The organism is Streptococcus pyogenes, from assembly GCF_002055535.1.
GTDB classification, from domain to species: domain Bacteria; phylum Bacillota; class Bacilli; order Lactobacillales; family Streptococcaceae; genus Streptococcus; species Streptococcus pyogenes.
Genome location: NZ_LN831034.1, coordinates 1,595,996 through 1,613,904, shown reverse-complemented (window position 1 = coordinate 1,613,904; position 17,909 = coordinate 1,595,996). Strand labels below are relative to the sequence as shown.

Sequence of the window (17,909 nt, the reverse complement as noted above, 5' to 3'; positions counted from 1 at the left end):
TATAGGCTTTGTCATGTTAAGATTGATCTGTTGATAGTGAGAGCTAATAAAAAATGTTATAATACTATGAAATAAAGTGATAAAGATAAGGCCTTTTATGGTCCTTTTCTTTACCGCTTTTATTATTGTGTGAAAATAACACTTAATGATCATTTTATTTATTATTTTATTACCTTTACATTCATCAATAAGCCTGTTAAAATGGTATTTGTTATATTTTATTATTTGGAGGAAACCAGAAAACATGGAAATGACATGGACTGTGAAATACATCACAGAATTTATCGCAACGGCTTTTTTGATTATTTTGGGAAATGGAGCTGTTGCTAACGTCGACTTAAAAGGAACAAAAGGACATAACTCAGGTTGGTTAGTGATTGCTTTTGGCTATGGCTTAGGAGTTATGATGCCAGCTTTGATGTTTGGTAATGTATCTGGAAACCATATTAATCCTGCTTTCACAGTTGGACTAGCAGTATCAGGCTTGTTCCCATGGGCTCACGTCTTACAATACGTTGTGGCACAATTACTTGGAGCTATCTTTGGTCAGTTGGTAGTGGTAATGGTTTATAAACCTTACTTTATGAAAACTGAAAATCCAAATCATGTTTTAGGCTCATTCTCAACGATTTCATCTCTTGATAATGGTCAAAAAGACAGTCATAAAGCCTCTTATATCAATGGTTTCTTAAACGAATTTGTAGGTTCATTTGTTCTTTTCTTTGGTGCTTTGGCTTTGACTAAAAACTACTTTGGGGTAGAGTTAGTTGGTAAATTGATTGAAGCAGGCTACGACCAAACAACTGCAGCAACACAAATTTCACCATACGTGACAGGCTCATTGGCGGTTGCTCACATTGGTATTGGTTTCTTAGTTATGGTCTTGGTTACTTCATTAGGTGGACCAACTGGGCCAGCACTAAACCCAGCGCGTGATTTTGGGCCTCGTTTGTTACACCACTTCTTACCAAAATCAGTTCTTGGTCAAGCCAAAGGTGATTCAAAATGGTGGTATGCATGGGTTCCTGTAGTTGCACCTATCTTAGCGGCGATAGTAGCCGTAGCAGCGTTTAAATACCTTTATATCAGATAAAAAAAGAACTAAAGCTTCTTTTAGACTCAAGACAAGCTCGCTTAAGGAACTTGTCTTTTTTATATGAGTTAAGCGAAATCTAATACAAACTTGACTGTCTTGTATAGCGTATTTTGTAAATTTTATTAGACTTCTTGTAAAAAGCCTCTCCTCAGATAAGATGACTAATGCCTCTAAACGGTGTTACAAATAAACGAGGCATCTCTAACTTCCTTTATCTGGTGTTGAAACTATTTTGCACGGACTAAATCACTGATAGAGTCAAAAAACAATTTTTCATTTTTGTTGTAAAATATTAAAAACGTCTCTGGTTAGTGATTCCCAGAAACGTTATCTTATCTATTTGTTTGTTGCTTATGAGAGGTAAAGGAGGAACGAATCAGCATTCCACCAGTGAAGAAAACGATAGCGATGACCAGAAGTTTCAAGCTATTAATATCTAAATTCGTTAAGAAAAACACAGCTAGTAAAACGCCAATAATACCACCAGAAACAATTCCAGCAAAACCATCCCAACTGACACGGTTTGCTTTGATAAACTGGCTACTAGAAGCTGTCATAATCATAGCTGCATCTAGCATCATAACAGGCATAGCAACTGTTGGGCTAAGACCCATTAATGAAAAGAAAATCAATTCTGGAGCATAATTGCCTAACCCCATAGTCATCAAGACTCCAACGATAAAATTAAAACCAATTCCAACAAAAAGCCAGATGCCATGGAGGCCATGAATGGTGTCTGAAAGGTGTTCTCCTGGATGGTAGATTATTCTAATGATCATGATTATAGCTGCTATGATTAAAAGACTACCAAGGATTCGTTGGACAGTTGGAGCATGCCAGTTTTTTGTAATATGAGTCCCAAAATAAGCTCCAATAAAGGCTGCTGCAGCCATAGCAAGTAAAGTTAGAACCTCAACTTTTACGACAAAAATAAAGCAAAGAGATTGAATGAGCACCGGAAGCACATGAGCTACGGTCATAGTGCCAGGCAATTGTCTATCGTCAGTGACTAATTTAGTTAACTTAAAGCACGTTGTGGTAGTAGCAAAAGACCCTATCCCAAGGGTGTCAAGGGCATCTGTTAGCAGGCCAATCCAAAACCCCGTCCAAAAGCGTTTAAAAGGATTGATCTTATTTTTTTTAAGATGTTTTACTAACATAAAGAAAATAAAAAGCATTGCCGAAACTAGCAAAGCTTGTATCAGTCTAAGGATAAGCAATTCGTTCATAAAGACTAGTTTACAAAAAAAAACCTTAGCCGTCAACGTGATTTACTTCATTAAAACATGCCACTATGCTTAGAAGAGCTTTAGTTCGATGTATTTTGTTAAAATTAAGCTAAAATATTAATATTGCATGAAAGGGGACGCCTTCCTTTTTCCCTTACTGAGCTTAGCTGTTATTGTAGTGAATGTTTAAAAGGCTAGTTTGTCGCTCTTTATCAAAAATCTAGTAGGATGAATACGTATAATTTCTTGTCAAATAGAGGAATTTTGTCTATAATAGCAGAGGATTAGGAGGAAATTATGACTTTAATGGAAAATATTACCTTTAAAACTCCAGTATTACGCGTTAATGATCGCGACCTTAATATTGCATTTTATCAAAATAATTTAGGGCTTCGTTTAGTATCTGAAGAAAATGCGATTGCTATCTTTTCATCTTGGGGAGAAGGGCAGGAATGTTTTGTAATTGAAGAGTCACCTTCAGTTAGAACGCGTGCGGTAGAAGGCCCTAAAAAGGTTAATACGATTGTCATCAAAACAAATCAACCTAAAGAAATCGAACAATTATTAGCTCATGGAGCACATTATGACGCTCTTTTTAAAGGTCAAAATGGCTATGCCTTTGAGACTATTTCCCCAGAAGGAGACCGATTCTTGTTGCATGCTGAACAAGATATTAAACATCTCCAAGGTACTGATTTACCATCGCTTGAAAAAGATGCGACTTTTAAAGGTTTAACTCAATTTAAGTTTGATATTATTGTTTTAAATGTTATTAGTGAAGAACGCTCAAAAGCTTTTTATCGGGATCTGTTTAGTGATCAGTTACCTATTACTATGGATTTTATTCAAGAAGAAGGTCCCGATTTGGCAATTGATCCCCATATTGCTTGGGATTTAGAAATTTTAGAATTTCAAGTCTCAAAGGACTATGATATGAAGGTCCTAAAAGCAACTTTAGAAGAAGACGGGCACAAGGTCTACATTGATAAAAAACACAAAGTATTGGTCCTTTCTGATCCAAGTCAGATCGAAGTATGGTTTACGAAATGACTTTGGCGGTCATTAAATGTATTGAAAACCATCTTCACAAAAAAGTATACAAAGGGGCCAGTCTGGCTCTCTTTCAATCTGGTCGATGGCAAGAATACCATATCGGAACAATTGATGGAAGACGACCAGTTGATGCTAACTTAGTTTATGACTTGGCTAGTGTTTCAAAAGTTGTTGGTGTGGCCACAATATGCAATATTTTATTGAATAATGGTACGTTAGCATTAGATGATCCCTTAAAGGTATATTATCCTAGTATTGCTGATGCGACTGTCACTATTCGACAGTTATTGACTCATACCAGTGGTCTTGATCCTTATATTCCTAACAGAGATGTTTTAAATGCACAACAATTAAGAAAAGCACTTAATCATCTTACTCAAAAAGAAAATAAAAACTTTTATTACACAGATGTCAATTTCCTCTTGTTAGGCTTCATGTTAGAAGAGCTCTTTAGTGAATCTTTAGACCAGATATTTGACAAGACTATCTTTACTCCCTTTGGGATGTATCATACGTCTTTTGGCCCTCGTCCAGAAGCTGTACCAACATTAAAGGGTGTGAGTGATGGAGAAGTTCATGATCCCAAAGCAAAAATCTTAAAAAAACATTCTGGATCTGCGGGGCTATTTTCAACTCTTGCAGATTTAGAAAGTTTTAGCAATCATTATCTTAATGATCCATTTTCAGATTGTCTGTGGCGCAACTACAGCCAACAAACAATTGAGCGGTCACTAGGGTGGAATTTAGATGGCGATTGGATTAGTCATACAGGTTACACAGGGCCGTTTCTAATGCTTAATAAAAAAGAGCAAACGGCAGCTATTTTTTTGACCAACCGTACTTACGACGAGGATGATAAAAGTAAATGGTTAAAAGAACGTCAGTTGCTTTACAATGCACTAAAGCATGATCTGACAACCCCCGTATCGTAACGTCTAAAGGGGCAGTTTTAGTGATCTTATTACTGTTTTTAAAGTTTCTTCTAAAATAGCCATTTCATTTGTCTGATGCGATTAGAGTGATTATAAGTGAAAAAAGAATAGCCATCTCATTTTGAATCAAATGAGATGGCTGTTCTTTTTTATAAGTTATTGATCATTTAGATACTACTATTTACTTGAAATAGCTTCAGCAGCATCGTCCATGGAAAGCACTTCGTGGAAGACACGTTGTGTCAATTCAGTTTTTTGTTCTGGTGTAAGGTATTTGGTGTTGACACAGTAACCAGAGATACGTACGATAACGTCTTCGCCGTTCATGATTTTGTCATAAACATCGTTAAGGTCCATAACGTTCAAGTTAACGTGCTGACCACCATTTTCAAAGTAACCGTCAAGCACTGTTACCAAGTTGTCAACTTGTTCGTCAAATGTTTTACCAAGAGCACGAGGTGATACTTGAGTAGTCAATGAGATACCATCGTTAGCATGTGAGAATTCCAGTTTAGCAAGTGAGTTAAGGTTTTGTAACCAGCCACCTTTTGCTTTGTTAGATGGGTTAGCACCTGGTGAGAAGAATTCCACTTGGCTAGTGTTAACTGTACCATCTTCGTTTAAGAAGACGCCGCGGTGAACTGGAGAGTTACCAGTTTGTTTAGAGTAAGCAACGTTTGAAGTGATGGTAAGAAGTGATACTGAAGCCTCAGCATTCTTGTAAAGTTTGTGGCTTGCAAGACGTGTGTGGTAAGCTTCCATCAACCATTTCGCGATGTCATCAACACGGTCGTCATCTTCACCGTAACGAGGGAAGTCACCTGTTACTTCGTAGTCATAGATGTAGCCATTTTCATCGCGGATAGTTTTAACAGTTGCGTATTTAATAGCTGACAAGGTATCAACTGTGTTAGCGAAACCACAGATACCGAATCCCATGTTAGCACGTTGGTGTGTTGGCAAGAAGGCCATTTGAACTGCTTCGTAGTTGTATTTATCAGTCATGTAGTGGATGATGTTAAGCGCATCTACATAAGTATCTGTCAACCAGTCAAGAGATTTCTCAAAGTTAGCCATAACTTCGTCGTACTCAAGAACTTCTGATGTGATTGGTTCAACAACGTTAAACACTTTGTAGTCTCTGTGAACATCATCGTAACCACCGTTAAGACCAGTAAGAAGGGCTTTAAGAACGTTTACACGAGCACCGAAGTATTGGATGTTATGACGTTGTTCTTCATTTTCTGGGTCAAGTGGTGACACACAACATGAAATACATGACATTTCACCATAACCTTCTTTAGCCATTGTTGTCACACCTTCATATTGGATAGAAGAGTGCTTGTGGCTCATTTTCATACAGTAGCGACGGAATGTTTCTGGCAGTTGGTCAGTCCAAAGAACAGTCAAGTTTGGTTCTGGAGAGTTACCAATATTATCAAGCGTGTTCAAGAAACGGTAGTCCATCTTAGTTACACGGTGACGACCATCGTTACCCATACCAGCCATAGAAGTTGTGATGAATGTTGGGTCACCTGAGTAAAGCGCATCGTAAGCTTTCGTACGACCAAATTTTACGGTACGGAGTTTAAGGACAAAATCATCAACAAATTCTTGGATTTCTGATTCTGTAAAGGTACCGCGAGCAAGGTCACGTTCTGCAAAGATATCAAGAACGATTGGCACACGTCCAAGAGAAGTAGCAGCACCGTTGATCACACGACATACAGCCATGAAAGCGATGTTTACCCATTGGATAGCTTCTTTAACGTTTTGTGCTGGGCGACGAACATCAACTCCGTAAAGGTCACCAAGTTTAACCACTTCACCAAGAGCTTGGTATTGAAGGTTAACTTCTTCGCGAAGACGAATGGATTCTTCATCGATTTCAGTGATAGCATTCCAGTCATTGACTTTTTCTTGCATCAAGTAGTCAGCACCGTAAAGAGCAAGACGAGCGTAAACACCGATGATACGTCCACGTGAGTAAGCATCTGGAAGACCAGTTACAGTGTGGGCATGACGAGCGCGACGAATATTTGAAGTATAAGCGCGGAAGATACCGTCGTTAACAGTTGTCACATACTTAGTAAAGATTTCATGTACTGCTGGGTCTGGTTCATAGCCGTTTTCTTTAAGGGTCGTTTCCGCCATACGGATACCACCTTTTGGCATGAAGTTCAATTTGAACAATTCATCGTTTTGAATACCATAAATTAATTCATTTTCTTTATCGATGAAACCAGCAGGAATGTCAGCAATTGAAGTTGGACGAGTATCGTATGGGAAACGTGTAGCTTCATAGTGTGCTTTTGTTTCTTCGATAACTTTTTTGATGTGAAGTGAACGTTCAGTAGCACCAGCCAAGAAAGATTCATCGCCATCGTATGGGGTGTAGTTAGCTTGTACAAAACGTGAGACACTTGCTTTTTCTTTCCAGTCAGTTCCTTTAAAGCCTTCCCAAGCTTTTTCGAAAACATCTGTATTGGTTTTAACAGTTGCCATAAATTTCTCCTTAAATTCTAGTAACAAAGCGATCTGTTACATTTACAATTCTAAGTTTAACACATAGGAAACGTTTTCCCAAGCAAAATTCTTGACAAAATTAAGATTCTTTTATAATACAGATTGTTGAAACAGTCACAAACTGTATTAGAATGTATTTTTTTGGCTTTAGATAGCCTAAAAGGTATAATAGAGAAAGGAGGGACTTATGCTTATTTTTCCACTGATTAATGACACGTCACGAAAAATCATCCATATTGACATGGATGCCTTTTTTGCTGCAGTTGAGGAAAGGGATAACCCTGCTTTAAAAGGAAAGCCTGTTGTGATTGGGAAAGATCCAAGAGAAACAGGTGGTCGCGGAGTTGTTTCCACTTGTAATTACGAAGCGAGAAAATATGGCATTCATTCGGCCATGAGCTCTAAGGAAGCTTATGAGCGTTGTCCCAAAGCCATTTTTATTTCAGGAAATTATGAAAAGTATCGAACAGTTGGAGACCAGATCCGCCGTATTTTTAAGCGTTATACTGATGTGGTAGAGCCTATGTCCATTGACGAGGCTTACCTTGATGTGACTGATAATAAGTTGGGGATTAAGTCAGCCGTCAAAATAGCCAAGCTGATTCAGCATGATATCTGGAAAGAAGTAGGATTGACCTGTTCAGCAGGTGTGTCTTATAACAAATTTTTGGCTAAATTGGCTAGTGATTTTGAAAAACCTCATGGCCTCACTCTAGTCTTGAAAGAAGATGCCCTGTGCTTTTTAGCCAAACTCCCCATTGAAAAGTTTCATGGTGTTGGTAAAAAATCAGTTAAAAAACTGCATGACATGGGGATTTATACAGGACAGGATTTGTTGGCAGTTCCTGAAATGACCTTGATTGATCATTTTGGTCGGTTTGGTTTTGACCTTTACCGTAAAGCGAGAGGCATCAGCAATTCTCCTGTCAAGTCTGATCGGATACGCAAGTCAATTGGCAGTGAGAGAACCTACGCTAAACTGCTTTATCAAGAAACAGACATCAAGGCAGAGATCAGTAAAAATGTTAAGCGCGTGGCCGCTCTCTTACAAGACCATAAAAAGTTAGGCAAGACCATTGTGCTCAAAGTGCGTTATGCTGATTTTACCACCTTGACAAAACGTGTCACCTTGCCAGAATTAACCAGAAATGCCGCACAAATTGAGCAAGTAGCTGGGGATATTTTTGACAGCTTAAGCGAAAATCCTGCTGGTATCCGCCTGTTAGGGGTAACCATGACCAATTTGGAGGATAAGGTAGCTGATATTTCCTTGGACCTATAGGAGAAAGAGTGCTCTATCCGTCCGCCTCATTTTGGAGAAAAAAGAAGCTGATTAGGGATTTCCCTAATCAGCTTCTTTGGTCCATTATTTTATTACAGCATAGCTTGGTCTGTATCATCACCTTTTTCGTTAAGGGTTTTAGCCTTGTAAAAAGCAAAGCCATAAAGAGCAGCTTGTATAAGGATAAGGATAGTTCCAACCATTGACATGGTTGTTGTGAACTGGTTAACCAAGCCGATAACAGAAAGGATAAGGCCTAAGATATAAGGAATATAACTAACCGTTAGACCTTGTTTTAATTTAGATAAGTTTTGAGCACAAAAGACAATGATAGCAATAATAGCAAGGACATTTAAGACAGATAAGAAAATCATAAATGGTGTCATGCTGCTTTGTAGCTGTGCCAATTGCTCAGTTGTTAATTGGGCCCGAAATGCTTCATTCTTGAGTTGGCTTTGTAAGTAGAAAATCCCTGCAAATCCCATTAATGACAGTACAACTCCAAGCCCGTTTAGAATAATAATGGCAATAGTAGACGTTTTGAGTGCCTGACGCACTTTTTCATAAGAAATCATATAATCCTCCTAGAGTCCTTAATCCGAAATTGTACAATGTGTTTAATACAAAAATATTATACCATAGATTAATCAAAAATGTCCGTTTTTCTAGGATTTTTTCTGGAAAAAGAGGGCAATATCTGATTCTGTAAGCCCTATCATCGAATCGATAGTCGAATAATTCTCAGGTGTTAACCTAAAATCATCATTATCTGACTGAGAGTTCTCAGTGGGGTTAGAGTTTGTTGATTGAGAGGAAGATTTTTGAGAGTCGTCCTCAAGGGTTGCCGTATTAGAAAAAAGGGAGGTCTGCTCTTTTGATTTTAGCTCTTGGTTAGGTTGAGAGGAGGCTAAGTCGGATTGTTCTTGGAAGCGTTCGATCAAGTAGGTTTGGCGTTTATCGCCTTCGTGTTTAATAGCATACTCAAAGGCAGTATATTCTCCCAACAGAATTAACTTACTTTTAGACCGAGTAATGGCCGTGTAAATCACATTTCGTTGCAAGAGTCGGCCGCTTTGGCGTGTGATAGGTAAAATCACCACTTGAAACTCACTCCCTTGCGATTTATGAATGCTCATGGCATAGGCCAGGGTTAATTTTAGCCATTCATTTCTAGGGTACGTGACTTCGCTACCGTCAAAATCTAAGATTAATTCGTCTTGCTTAGATTCGGTGTATTTAGCAGGAATCAAATCTGTAATATAACCAATATCTCCGTTAAAGACATTCAACTGAGCATCGTTGACTAAGTGCAGGACTTTATCACCTTTACGAAAATGCGTATCATTGAACAGAAATTCTGTTTGTCCTTGCAAGGGATTGAGAAGTTCTTGCATGAGTTGATTAAGATGATTGATGCCAGCTTGTCCTTTGTACATAGGTGCTAAAATTTGAATTTCCTCAGCAGGGATGCCACTTTTAATAGCAGATAGGACAATTTTTTGAATCATGTCAGGGATAAAGGCTGCTTGGGCTTCAAAATAAGAACGGTCAGCTTTTTTATCACGAAAGTCAGCAGCTAAGATTCCTCGACGCATCTGGTCTGCCAAATTGACAATAGTAGATTCTTGGGATTGACGAAATATCTTTTGCAAGGCGATTTGGGGCAGGCTATTGACTTTTAAAAGATCTGACAGGACTTGACCGGGTCCAACCGAAGGAAGCTGGTCACTATCTCCGACAATAATCACTTGAGTTGTTGAGTTAATAGCTCCTAACAACTGGTTGGCAAGCCAGGTATCCACCATTGAAAATTCATCGACAATCAGCAGGTCGCAGTCTAGATAATCCTCCATGGCTTGGTAATCGTTGTCGCCATTGAGGCCTAAGTGCCTGTGGATGGTTGCGCTAGGAAGTCCAGTCAACTCATTCATGCGACGTGCAGCCCGACCTGTTGGAGCTGCTAACAAGATAGGAAGGTCTTTTTTATCCAAATCAATCTGATGCAGGTTCGCGTAAGCCTGCAAAATGCCTCGAATAACAGTTGTTTTTCCTGTTCCGGGACCACCTGTTAGGAGAAAGACCTTGCTGGTTAAAGCCTTAGTAATGGCTTCTTGCTGCACTTGGTCATAGGTGATGGCAAAGTCTTTTTGAACGGCTTGGATGGTTGTTTGAATGGTATCATGACTAAATGACTGACTTAAAGGAGTATCTAAGAGACGAGAGATGTTGTTAGCAATCCCTTCTTCAGCAAAATAAAGGCTAGCATCAAACAGTTTGGTGTCACTGTTTTTGATTTTGCCCTCTATGATTAACTCGCTTAGTTGTTCAGCCACAGCAGCAGGATCACATTCTACTTGACGTGCATCTTCAAGGAGTGTGATGGCAAAGTCTAATAATTGTCGTGCTTGGACATAAGTATCTCCTCGATTGATGGATTCTTCCAAGAGACAGTGAAGGAGGGCTGCACGAAAACGTTTCGGAGAGTCGCTTTCAATCCCTAAGTTTTCAGCGAGAGCATCTGCCATTTTAAACCCAAAACCTTGTAGATCTTCGACTAACTGATAGGGATTTTCTTTAACAAGGTCAAGAGCCTCTTCTTTATACTTTTCAAACGCTTGAAGGGCAAAACGGTTGCTAAGGCCAAGTTCGACGAGACCAGCAATCAGTTGCTCTGTGCCGTAATTCAATTTTAGTTTAGCGACAAAGGCTTGACGATTAGCCTTAGATAGGCCAGAGATAGTTTCTAATTTGCTTGGGTCTTCTAAAATATGGTCAATGGTATTATGACCATATAGCGCAATGATTTTCTCCGCTGTTTTTTTACCAATCCCCTTAAAATGGTCGCTAGAGAAATAATTAACCAAACCAGATGAACTAGGTTTGATTTTTTGGTAACGGCTTAGTTTGAGTTGCTGTCCATATTTAGGGTGCTGGGTCAATTCCCCCCAAAAGGTGTAGTCATCTCCTTCAATAATGTCAGCCATCGTTCCTGTGATAATGATTTCAAAGTCGTCAATGTCACTGTCTGTATCCTCAATGGCAAGGAGGAGAATTTTAAAGAAATTAGCCTGGTTTTCAAAAATGATACGATCAACAGTACCTGTAAAAACGTATTCCATAGTAACTCTTTCTATTTATACAAGATAACTGAAAACCTGCCCAAAGGCAGGTTTTTTCTAATTAAAAACGGTCATTTTATTGAGTGGCCAAAAACGAGCTTTCACTTCACCGATAAGGTTTTCTTTTTTGAAACTACCAACTTCGCGACTATCCCTGGAAACAATACGATCATCACCAAGAAGAAGGTATTCTCCTTTTGGAACACTCATCTCAAAGCGTGTTTGTCCCTCAGAATTAGTTGTAAAAGCATCAGATGTTTCTGCTAACTGTTGGAATAGGGTATTATAGGCGTAAGTTTTTTGGAGTTTATCGTTTTTAAATTGTTTTAGATACTCAGCCAAATACGGCTCAACTGTTTTTTTACCATTAATATAAAGTGTGTCATCATTATAAGAAATGGTATCGCCTGGCAATCCAATAACTCTTTTTACGATTTCTTTCTTTTGTCCGTTTTCTTCTTCCTGAGCAACTACAATATCAAAGCGATCAATTCTAGCTTGATTAAAAACGATAAGGCGTTCGCCATGAGCTAGAGTTGGGTCCATAGAATGGCCGTCTACTTTAACAGCCTGCCACAAAAAAAGACGAGATAGACCAAAGAGAATTAAAAAGAGAGTGAATGGGCCCCATTCTTTAATAAACTGTTTCATATGATTCCTTTTATTTAGTGAGAAGCGCTTGCGCTTTGTGAGTGTTGGCGAAGTGAAGTTTAGCACTATATTCTAAGCTAGACATACCATAAGCGGCTAAGAGTTGGCTAGCAACTTTATCTGAAGCTGAACCAGCACCGCTTGGGAGTTGGTAACCTAAATCTTGACCTAATTGATCGAGATTGTCTAAAAATAGATTTCTAGCAATGATAGAGCTAACAGCCACAGCCAAATAGTGACTTTCTGCCTTTTCTTGAAAGGTTAGAGGATTTGGGAAATGGTTTTTTTCCTTTTTTAGATGCTTTTCATAATTTGATTGGCTAGTGAAAGCATCAATAACAATTTGTTTAGGTTGAATGCCTTTTTGTAACAACAAAAAAATAGCTTGGTTATGAAGAGCAACTTTGATAGAAATGGCATTATATGGTTTACTTTTACCAACCAATTCGTTATATTTTTTAGGTGATAGGAGAAGTGATTGATGAGGTATTTGTTTCTCTAACAGAGGCGCAATCTGTTGAATGGTTTTATCCGATAATTTTTTAGAATCATCAACCCCAAGCTTTTTCAGGAAGGAATGATCTTTAGGATCGACAAAACTTGCCACAACAGCAATCCCACCAAAATAAGAGCCATTACCCACCTCATCACTGCCGATTATAGGTATATCTTGGCTATTGTTGCTTGCTTCAAAAACTGTCTTAGCTACTGGAAGATTAAGCTCTTGAGCTAAAGCATTTGCACCGTTTCCCTGGAGAACTAATTTTCCGGATTTGTACAGCAAAACAGTAACCCCATTTTTTTTAGCAGCAAAGGCTACATAGGTATTTTGGCTACTGATGGTGTAGGGGGCTAGCTGTTTTTTTAAATGTTTACTCAGTATAGCATCTATTTTCAAAACTAAGGTATTCATAATAATTATTTTAACATAAAATAGTTGACTATGGTTAATTCATAAGTTTATTTAACAAAGAAAACAGAGACTCGAATGTTTAGACGGGTTAGGGCAATGGTGTTGACTATTTTACGAAAGTTTCATTTTACGGTATAATGCTAATGAGGTGACCCTATGAAAAGTATTAATCGCTATAAATTCACCTTTGGTGAAAAAACATTAACATTGACAACTGACAAAGACAATCTCTTTATGGAAGAAGTTGAGCGGGTAGCTAAAGAAAAGTATCAGGCTCTTAAAAATCATTTACCAGAAGCTGATGACGAGACTATCGCTATTTTAATGGCTATCAATACCTTGTCAACACAATTAAGCAGAGAGATTGCCATTGAAAAAATGGAAGCTGAAATTTTAGATTTACGTCAAAAAACCTTGGTTGGTCTTCAAGAAAAAGCTAATCAAATAGATGTGAATGAGGTTTAATCATGTTATCTTTATTGATAGTGCTTATTTTAACTTGGAATTTTTATATTGGTTATAGTAGAGGTATTATTCTTCAATCGTTTTATGTCTTAGGAGCCCTACTTTCTCTTTTGGTAGCTAATCGATTTTATATTGGATTAGCCCATAAGCTAACGCTTTGGATTCCTTATTCTAACCCGGTAGAAGGAACATCAGTCTTTTTCTTTAAATCAGTTGATATCTTTGTTTTAGATAAGGTTTATTATGCAGGCCTTGCCTTTTTTATCATTTTCTTATTGGGGTATGCATTGAGTCGCTTTCTTGGGATTTTTGTTCATTTCCTTTTGCTAAATTATTTTGATAACCAGTGGACAAAATGTTTGAGTGGCGGACTAGCGTTTCTAGTATCGCTTCTTTTTTTGAACATGTTACTGTCTATTTTTGCAACGGTCCCTATGCCTTTTTTACAGCACTATTTGCACTCTAGTTTTCTTGCTCGTTTGGTGATCGAACACCTTCCACCATTGACAATAATTATTCAAAAATTGTGGATTCAAGCCATTATTTGATATCGTTTTGTGACTAATATAAGAACCTGGAGTGAGTTTCACCTTTAGGTTCTTTATTTACGAGAAACTGTTTAGAAATAAAGAGAACGCATGGGAACTTAGTGACTTTCTTGCCCCATTTTCCATCATTTTAGGTATAATGAAGAGTATGAATAACAAGATTTTAGAGCAGTTAGAATTTAACAAAGTTAAGGAATTGCTATTACCTTATCTCAAGACAGAACAATCACAAGAAGAATTATTAGAGCTGGAGCCGATGACGGAGGCTCCTAAAATAGAAAAAAGTTTTAATGAAATTTCTGACATGGAACAGATTTTTGTTGAACATCACTCATTTGGCATAGTCAGCCTAAGTTCAATCTCTGAGAGTTTAAAACGCTTAGAGCTTTCAACTGATCTTAATATTCAAGAACTTTTGGCTATCAAAAAAGTTTTACAGAGTTCTTCGGATATGATTCACTTTTATTCTGATTTGGATAATGTTTCTTTCCAATCTTTGGATCGTTTGTTTGAAAATTTGGAACAATTCCCTAATCTGCAAGGGTCTTTTCAAGCTATCAATGATGGTGGTTTTTTAGAACATTTTGCGAGTCCAGAATTAGAGCGTATCCGTCGTCAATTAACAAATAGTGAACGACGGGTTCGTCAGATTTTACAGGATATGCTTAAGGAAAAAGCAGAGCTTTTATCAGAGAATCTAATCGCTAGTCGTAGTGGACGAAGTGTCCTACCAGTAAAAAATACTTATCGGAATCGTATTTCTGGTGTGGTTCATGACATCTCTTCTTCAGGAAGTACTGTTTATATTGAGCCTCGTGCTGTAGTTACACTAAACGAAGAGATAACGCAGCTTAGAGCTGACGAACGCCACGAAGAAGGTCGTATTTTACACGCATTTTCAGACTTGTTAAGACCTCATGTCGCCACTATTAGAAATAATGCATGGATTCTTGGGCATCTTGATTTTGTAAGGGCTAAATATCTTTTTATGTCTGATAATAAGGCGACGATACCTAAGATTTCTAATGACAGCACGTTAGCATTAATCAATGTTCGTCATCCTCTGTTAAGTAATCCTGTGGCTAATGACTTACATTTTGATCACGATTTAACTGCAATTGTCATCACTGGTCCCAATACTGGTGGTAAGACGATTATGCTAAAAACACTCGGTTTAGCACAATTAATGGGACAGTCTGGTTTGCCAGTATTAGCGGATAAAGGTAGTAAAATTGCAGTATTTAACAATATCTTTGCAGATATTGGCGATGAGCAATCTATTGAACAAAGTCTATCAACTTTTTCTAGTCATATGACGCACATAGTCAGTATTTTAAACGAGGCTGACCACAATAGTTTAGTTCTCTTTGATGAACTAGGAGCAGGAACGGATCCTCAAGAAGGTGCTAGTTTGGCCATGGCTATTTTAGAACACCTTAGGTTAAGTCATATCAAAACGATGGCGACCACGCACTATCCAGAATTAAAAGCTTATGGGATTGAGACAAATTTTGTAGAGAATGCGAGCATGGAATTTGATGCAGAAACGCTTAGCCCCACATATCGCTTTATGCAAGGAGTTCCTGGACGCTCAAATGCATTTGAAATTGCTTCTCGCCTTGGTTTAGCTCCATTTATTGTTAAACAAGCTAAGCAGATGACAGATTCTGACTCAGATGTTAACCGTATTATTGAACAGTTAGAGGCACAGACACTTGAGACACGTAGAAGACTGGATCATATTAAAGAAGTTGAACAAGAAAACCTCAAATTCAATCGTGCGGTTAAGAAACTCTATAATGAATTTTCACATGAACGCGATAAAGAGTTAGAAAAAATCTATCAAGAAGCTCAAGAAATTGTAGATATGGCTTTGAATGAGAGTGATACTATCTTAAAAAAACTCAATGATAAGAGCCAATTAAAACCTCACGAAATTATAGATGCTAAGGCACAAATAAAAAAATTAGCACCTCAAGTTGATTTATCAAAAAATAAAGTCTTAAATAAGGCTAAAAAAATCAAAGCAGCTCGTGCCCCTAGAATTGGTGATGATATTATAGTGACTAGTTATGGACAGCGAGGTACCTTAACTAGTCAATTAAAAGATGGCCGTTGGGAAGCACAAGTGGGAATTATCAAAATGACATTAACACAAGATGAATTTAGCCTCGTTAGAGTCCAAGAAGAACAGAAAGTCAAAAATAAACAGATTAATGTGGTTAAAAAGGCTGATGGTTCTGGACCAAGGGCTCGACTTGATCTTAGAGGTAAAAGATACGAAGAAGCAATGCAAGAGTTAGATCATTTTATTGATCAAGCATTGCTTAACAATATGGGACAAGTTGATATCATTCATGGTATTGGTACAGGCGTTATTCGTGAGGGAGTGACAAAATATCTTCGTCGTAATAAGCATGTTAAGCATTTTGCTTATGCCCCACAAAATGCAGGGGGATCTGGTGCCACAATTGTAACGTTAGGGTAAATGATGGAATCATATGAACACTTTTATGCCAAACTATCTCAACCTTTTAGAAAAACCCCACAGTTAATAATTCTTTTAAATGTTTTACTAAAAATAATCACAGGAGTGATGTACATACTTTATCCATCTTTTCTGATATTTACGCTTTGGCAAGGGATGACATTTCAATTATGGTTAAGGTTATTAATTATTCCTGCTGTTGGCTTTATAGCTTTGTCTTACATTAGGAAACGCTTTGATTTTCCACGACCGTATGAAAAATGGAATATTAAACCTTTAATTGATAAGGATACAAAGGGAAGGTCAATGCCTAGCAGACATGTTTTTTCAGCTACGATGATTAGTATGTGTTTGTTACGATATTATGTTTACTTTGGAATAGTTTGTTTAATATTATCGGCTTTATTGGCAATTTGCCGTGTGATAGCAGGTATTCACTATCCTAAGGATGTTATTGTAGGTTACCTTATTGGCTTGATGTTAGGGCTTTGTTTATTGATTTAGCGAGTTCGTAGCAAATAGTTTCAAAAACAACTAAATTCTTGTACAATAGGCTTATCATTAAGATGAAATGGAGAAAAAAGATGGCATTAGAAGTAACAGATGCTACATTTGTAGAAGAAACTAAAGAAGGTTTAGTACTCATTGATTTTTGGGCAACTTGGTGTGGTCCATGTCGTATGCAAGCACCAATCTTAGAACAGTTATCTCAAGAAATCGATGAAGATGAACTCAAAATTTTGAAAATGGATGTTGATGAAAATCCGGAAACTGCTCGTCAGTTTGGTATTATGTCAATTCCAACATTGATGTTTAAAAAAGACGGAGAAGTGGTTAAACAAGTTGCAGGTGTTCATACTAAAGACCAATTGAAAGCTATTATTGCTGAATTGAGTTAACTAAAATAAAGCCCAGCGTCACGCTGAGCTTTATTTTATGACCTACTAACTTCAATGGAATAACCATGTAAACATAAAACGACTTGCAAAAGCAAAAGCAACAGTAATGAGGAAAAATACAGTGACAATAAGGGGTTTCTGATAAGGAAGTGTTGCTCTTTCTTCTCGTTTTTCGATTTCGTCTAATAATTTTCCATTTGAAACAGCTAGGATTTCCTTATAAGGTTGCACATCATATTTTTTCTTAAAACGTTCCACACGATTAGCATAAGTCATAGTAATTATCGATAATAAAACAAAAATGCCAAGTCCTAGCCACTCTAAGAAATAGACTAATGGATAACTTGAAATCATTAATAGTATCATCAATGTTACCATTACTTTGGTATCTCGTTTAAAATTCTTTTTATCAACCTGAGTGATGGTATATTTCATTTTCTCAATGTCTCCTTTAATGAGTTGGTCTAAGCTCACTTGAAAAATTTGACTTAGGAGTAAGAGGCTATGGATGTCTGGGTAAGTTTTGTCATTTTCCCAGTTAGATATGCTCTGACGGCTTACATAGACTTTCTCGGCTAATTTTTCTTGCGAGAGCGCTTGTTGTTTACGGTAGCGAATAATTTGCTGACCAATTTCCATAAATATCACCGAAAAACTTTACAGCGGCGTAAAGGAATTGTAAACAAAAAGTGAACCGTTATAGTTCAC

At 37.6% G+C, this 17,909-nt stretch carries 16 protein-coding genes; 9 read left to right on the top strand and 7 right to left on the bottom strand.

Going from position 1 to position 17,909, the window contains the following annotated elements:
* Positions 1-244: 244 nt before the first annotated feature.
* Positions 245-1,093: an aquaglyceroporin Gla gene (gene gla, locus B6D67_RS08575; RefSeq protein WP_002983047.1), complete on the top strand. Its 849-nt coding sequence runs from the start codon at positions 245-247 to the stop codon at positions 1,091-1,093.
* 335 nt (positions 1,094-1,428) lie between these two features.
* Here the strand turns inward: gla and B6D67_RS08570 are convergent, their stop codons facing one another.
* Complete coding sequence (locus B6D67_RS08570) at positions 1,429-2,325, bottom strand: sulfite exporter TauE/SafE family protein (protein WP_029714211.1); 897 nt, start codon at positions 2,323-2,325, stop codon at positions 1,429-1,431.
* Positions 2,326-2,622: 297 nt separating this feature from the next.
* Between B6D67_RS08570 and B6D67_RS08565 the strand changes: the two genes are divergently transcribed.
* Together B6D67_RS08565 and B6D67_RS08560 are read left to right on the top strand one after the other, a co-directional pair.
* Positions 2,623-3,375 carry a CppA family protein gene (locus B6D67_RS08565; RefSeq protein ID WP_002983053.1) on the top strand — a complete coding sequence of 251 codons (753 nt, stop codon included), beginning with the start codon at positions 2,623-2,625 and terminating at the stop codon, positions 3,373-3,375.
* Positions 3,360-4,310 (top strand): serine hydrolase domain-containing protein, encoded by a 951-nt coding sequence (locus B6D67_RS08560; RefSeq protein WP_010922638.1) that lies wholly within the window; start codon positions 3,360-3,362, stop codon positions 4,308-4,310. The genes B6D67_RS08565 and B6D67_RS08560 overlap by 16 nt, the downstream gene beginning before the upstream one ends.
* A 177-nt stretch (positions 4,311-4,487) precedes the next feature.
* On the opposite strand, the gene pflB is transcribed toward B6D67_RS08560, so the two are convergent.
* A complete protein-coding gene (gene pflB / locus B6D67_RS08555) occupies positions 4,488-6,815 on the bottom strand; it encodes a formate C-acetyltransferase (RefSeq protein WP_002988233.1) in 2,328 nt (775 codons plus the stop codon).
* 208 nt (positions 6,816-7,023) lie between these two features.
* On the opposite strand from pflB, the gene dinB reads away from it, so the two are divergent.
* Positions 7,024-8,118 carry a DNA polymerase IV gene (gene dinB / locus B6D67_RS08550; protein ID WP_011285702.1) on the top strand — a complete coding sequence of 365 codons (1,095 nt, stop codon included), beginning with the start codon at positions 7,024-7,026 and terminating at the stop codon, positions 8,116-8,118.
* Between the two features lie 92 nt (positions 8,119-8,210).
* Here the strand turns inward: dinB and B6D67_RS08545 are convergent, their stop codons facing one another.
* From B6D67_RS08545 to rnhC, 4 genes are all read right to left on the bottom strand, one after another.
* Positions 8,211-8,693, bottom strand: a complete 483-nt coding sequence (locus B6D67_RS08545) for a hypothetical protein (RefSeq protein ID WP_002983066.1) — start codon at positions 8,691-8,693, stop codon at positions 8,211-8,213.
* A 90-nt stretch (positions 8,694-8,783) separates the two neighbouring features.
* Positions 8,784-11,237: an SF1B family DNA helicase RecD2 gene (recD2, locus tag B6D67_RS08540; RefSeq protein WP_010922636.1), complete on the bottom strand. Its 2,454-nt coding sequence runs from the start codon at positions 11,235-11,237 to the stop codon at positions 8,784-8,786.
* 57 nt (positions 11,238-11,294) lie between these two features.
* On the bottom strand, positions 11,295-11,888 hold the full coding sequence (lepB, locus tag B6D67_RS08535) for a signal peptidase I (RefSeq protein WP_002983074.1): 594 nt from the start codon (positions 11,886-11,888) through the stop codon (positions 11,295-11,297).
* Between the two features lie 10 nt (positions 11,889-11,898).
* A complete protein-coding gene (rnhC, locus tag B6D67_RS08530) occupies positions 11,899-12,801 on the bottom strand; it encodes a ribonuclease HIII (protein WP_010922635.1) in 903 nt (300 codons plus the stop codon).
* 156 nt (positions 12,802-12,957) lie between these two features.
* Between rnhC and B6D67_RS08525 the strand changes: the two genes are divergently transcribed.
* The 5 genes from B6D67_RS08525 to trxA all read left to right on the top strand — a co-directional run bounded on the left by B6D67_RS08525 (position 12,958) and on the right by trxA (position 17,201).
* Positions 12,958-13,266, top strand: a complete 309-nt coding sequence (locus B6D67_RS08525; protein WP_002993251.1) for a hypothetical protein — start codon at positions 12,958-12,960, stop codon at positions 13,264-13,266.
* A 2-nt stretch (positions 13,267-13,268) separates the two neighbouring features.
* Positions 13,269-13,814, top strand: coding sequence for a CvpA family protein (locus B6D67_RS08520; RefSeq protein WP_010922634.1), 546 nt, complete (start codon positions 13,269-13,271; stop codon positions 13,812-13,814).
* Positions 13,815-13,962: 148 nt separating this feature from the next.
* On the top strand, positions 13,963-16,302 hold the full coding sequence (locus tag B6D67_RS08515; protein ID WP_010922633.1) for an endonuclease MutS2: 2,340 nt from the start codon (positions 13,963-13,965) through the stop codon (positions 16,300-16,302).
* A gap of 3 nt (positions 16,303-16,305) precedes the next feature.
* The gene (locus tag B6D67_RS08510; protein ID WP_015055998.1) at positions 16,306-16,806 is read left to right on the top strand and encodes a phosphatase PAP2 family protein; all 501 of its coding nucleotides are present in this window, start codon (positions 16,306-16,308) and stop codon (positions 16,804-16,806) included.
* A gap of 62 nt (positions 16,807-16,868) precedes the next feature.
* Positions 16,869-17,201: a thioredoxin gene (trxA, locus tag B6D67_RS08505; protein ID WP_001932060.1), complete on the top strand. Its 333-nt coding sequence runs from the start codon at positions 16,869-16,871 to the stop codon at positions 17,199-17,201.
* A 51-nt stretch (positions 17,202-17,252) separates the two neighbouring features.
* Here the strand turns inward: trxA and B6D67_RS08500 are convergent, their stop codons facing one another.
* A complete protein-coding gene (locus B6D67_RS08500; protein ID WP_010922631.1) occupies positions 17,253-17,840 on the bottom strand; it encodes a helix-turn-helix domain-containing protein in 588 nt (195 codons plus the stop codon).
* Positions 17,841-17,909: the final 69 nt, after the last annotated feature.

Bases quoted from the DNA above. Each gene is read 5' to 3' on its own strand.
- B6D67_RS08515 (WP_010922633.1), top strand. From the start codon at position 13,963: ATGAATAACAAGATTTTAGAGCAGTTAGAATTTAACAAAGTTAAGGAA.
- B6D67_RS08565 (WP_002983053.1), top strand. From the start codon at position 2,623: ATGACTTTAATGGAAAATATTACCTTTAAAACTCCAGTATTACGCGTT.
- rnhC (WP_010922635.1), bottom strand. From the start codon at position 12,801: ATGAATACCTTAGTTTTGAAAATAGATGCTATACTGAGTAAACATTTA.
- lepB (WP_002983074.1), bottom strand. From the start codon at position 11,888: ATGAAACAGTTTATTAAAGAATGGGGCCCATTCACTCTCTTTTTAATT.
- B6D67_RS08510 (WP_015055998.1), top strand. From the start codon at position 16,306: ATGGAATCATATGAACACTTTTATGCCAAACTATCTCAACCTTTTAGA.
- B6D67_RS08500 (WP_010922631.1), bottom strand. From the start codon at position 17,840: ATGGAAATTGGTCAGCAAATTATTCGCTACCGTAAACAACAAGCGCTC.
- B6D67_RS08545 (WP_002983066.1), bottom strand. From the start codon at position 8,693: ATGATTTCTTATGAAAAAGTGCGTCAGGCACTCAAAACGTCTACTATT.
- B6D67_RS08560 (WP_010922638.1), top strand. From the start codon at position 3,360: ATGGTTTACGAAATGACTTTGGCGGTCATTAAATGTATTGAAAACCAT.
- B6D67_RS08570 (WP_029714211.1), bottom strand. From the start codon at position 2,325: ATGAACGAATTGCTTATCCTTAGACTGATACAAGCTTTGCTAGTTTCG.
- pflB (WP_002988233.1), bottom strand. From the start codon at position 6,815: ATGGCAACTGTTAAAACCAATACAGATGTTTTCGAAAAAGCTTGGGAA.
- gla (WP_002983047.1), top strand. From the start codon at position 245: ATGGAAATGACATGGACTGTGAAATACATCACAGAATTTATCGCAACG.
- dinB (WP_011285702.1), top strand. From the start codon at position 7,024: ATGCTTATTTTTCCACTGATTAATGACACGTCACGAAAAATCATCCAT.
- B6D67_RS08520 (WP_010922634.1), top strand. From the start codon at position 13,269: ATGTTATCTTTATTGATAGTGCTTATTTTAACTTGGAATTTTTATATT.
- recD2 (WP_010922636.1), bottom strand. From the start codon at position 11,237: ATGGAATACGTTTTTACAGGTACTGTTGATCGTATCATTTTTGAAAAC.
- trxA (WP_001932060.1), top strand. From the start codon at position 16,869: ATGAAATGGAGAAAAAAGATGGCATTAGAAGTAACAGATGCTACATTT.
- B6D67_RS08525 (WP_002993251.1), top strand. From the start codon at position 12,958: ATGAAAAGTATTAATCGCTATAAATTCACCTTTGGTGAAAAAACATTA.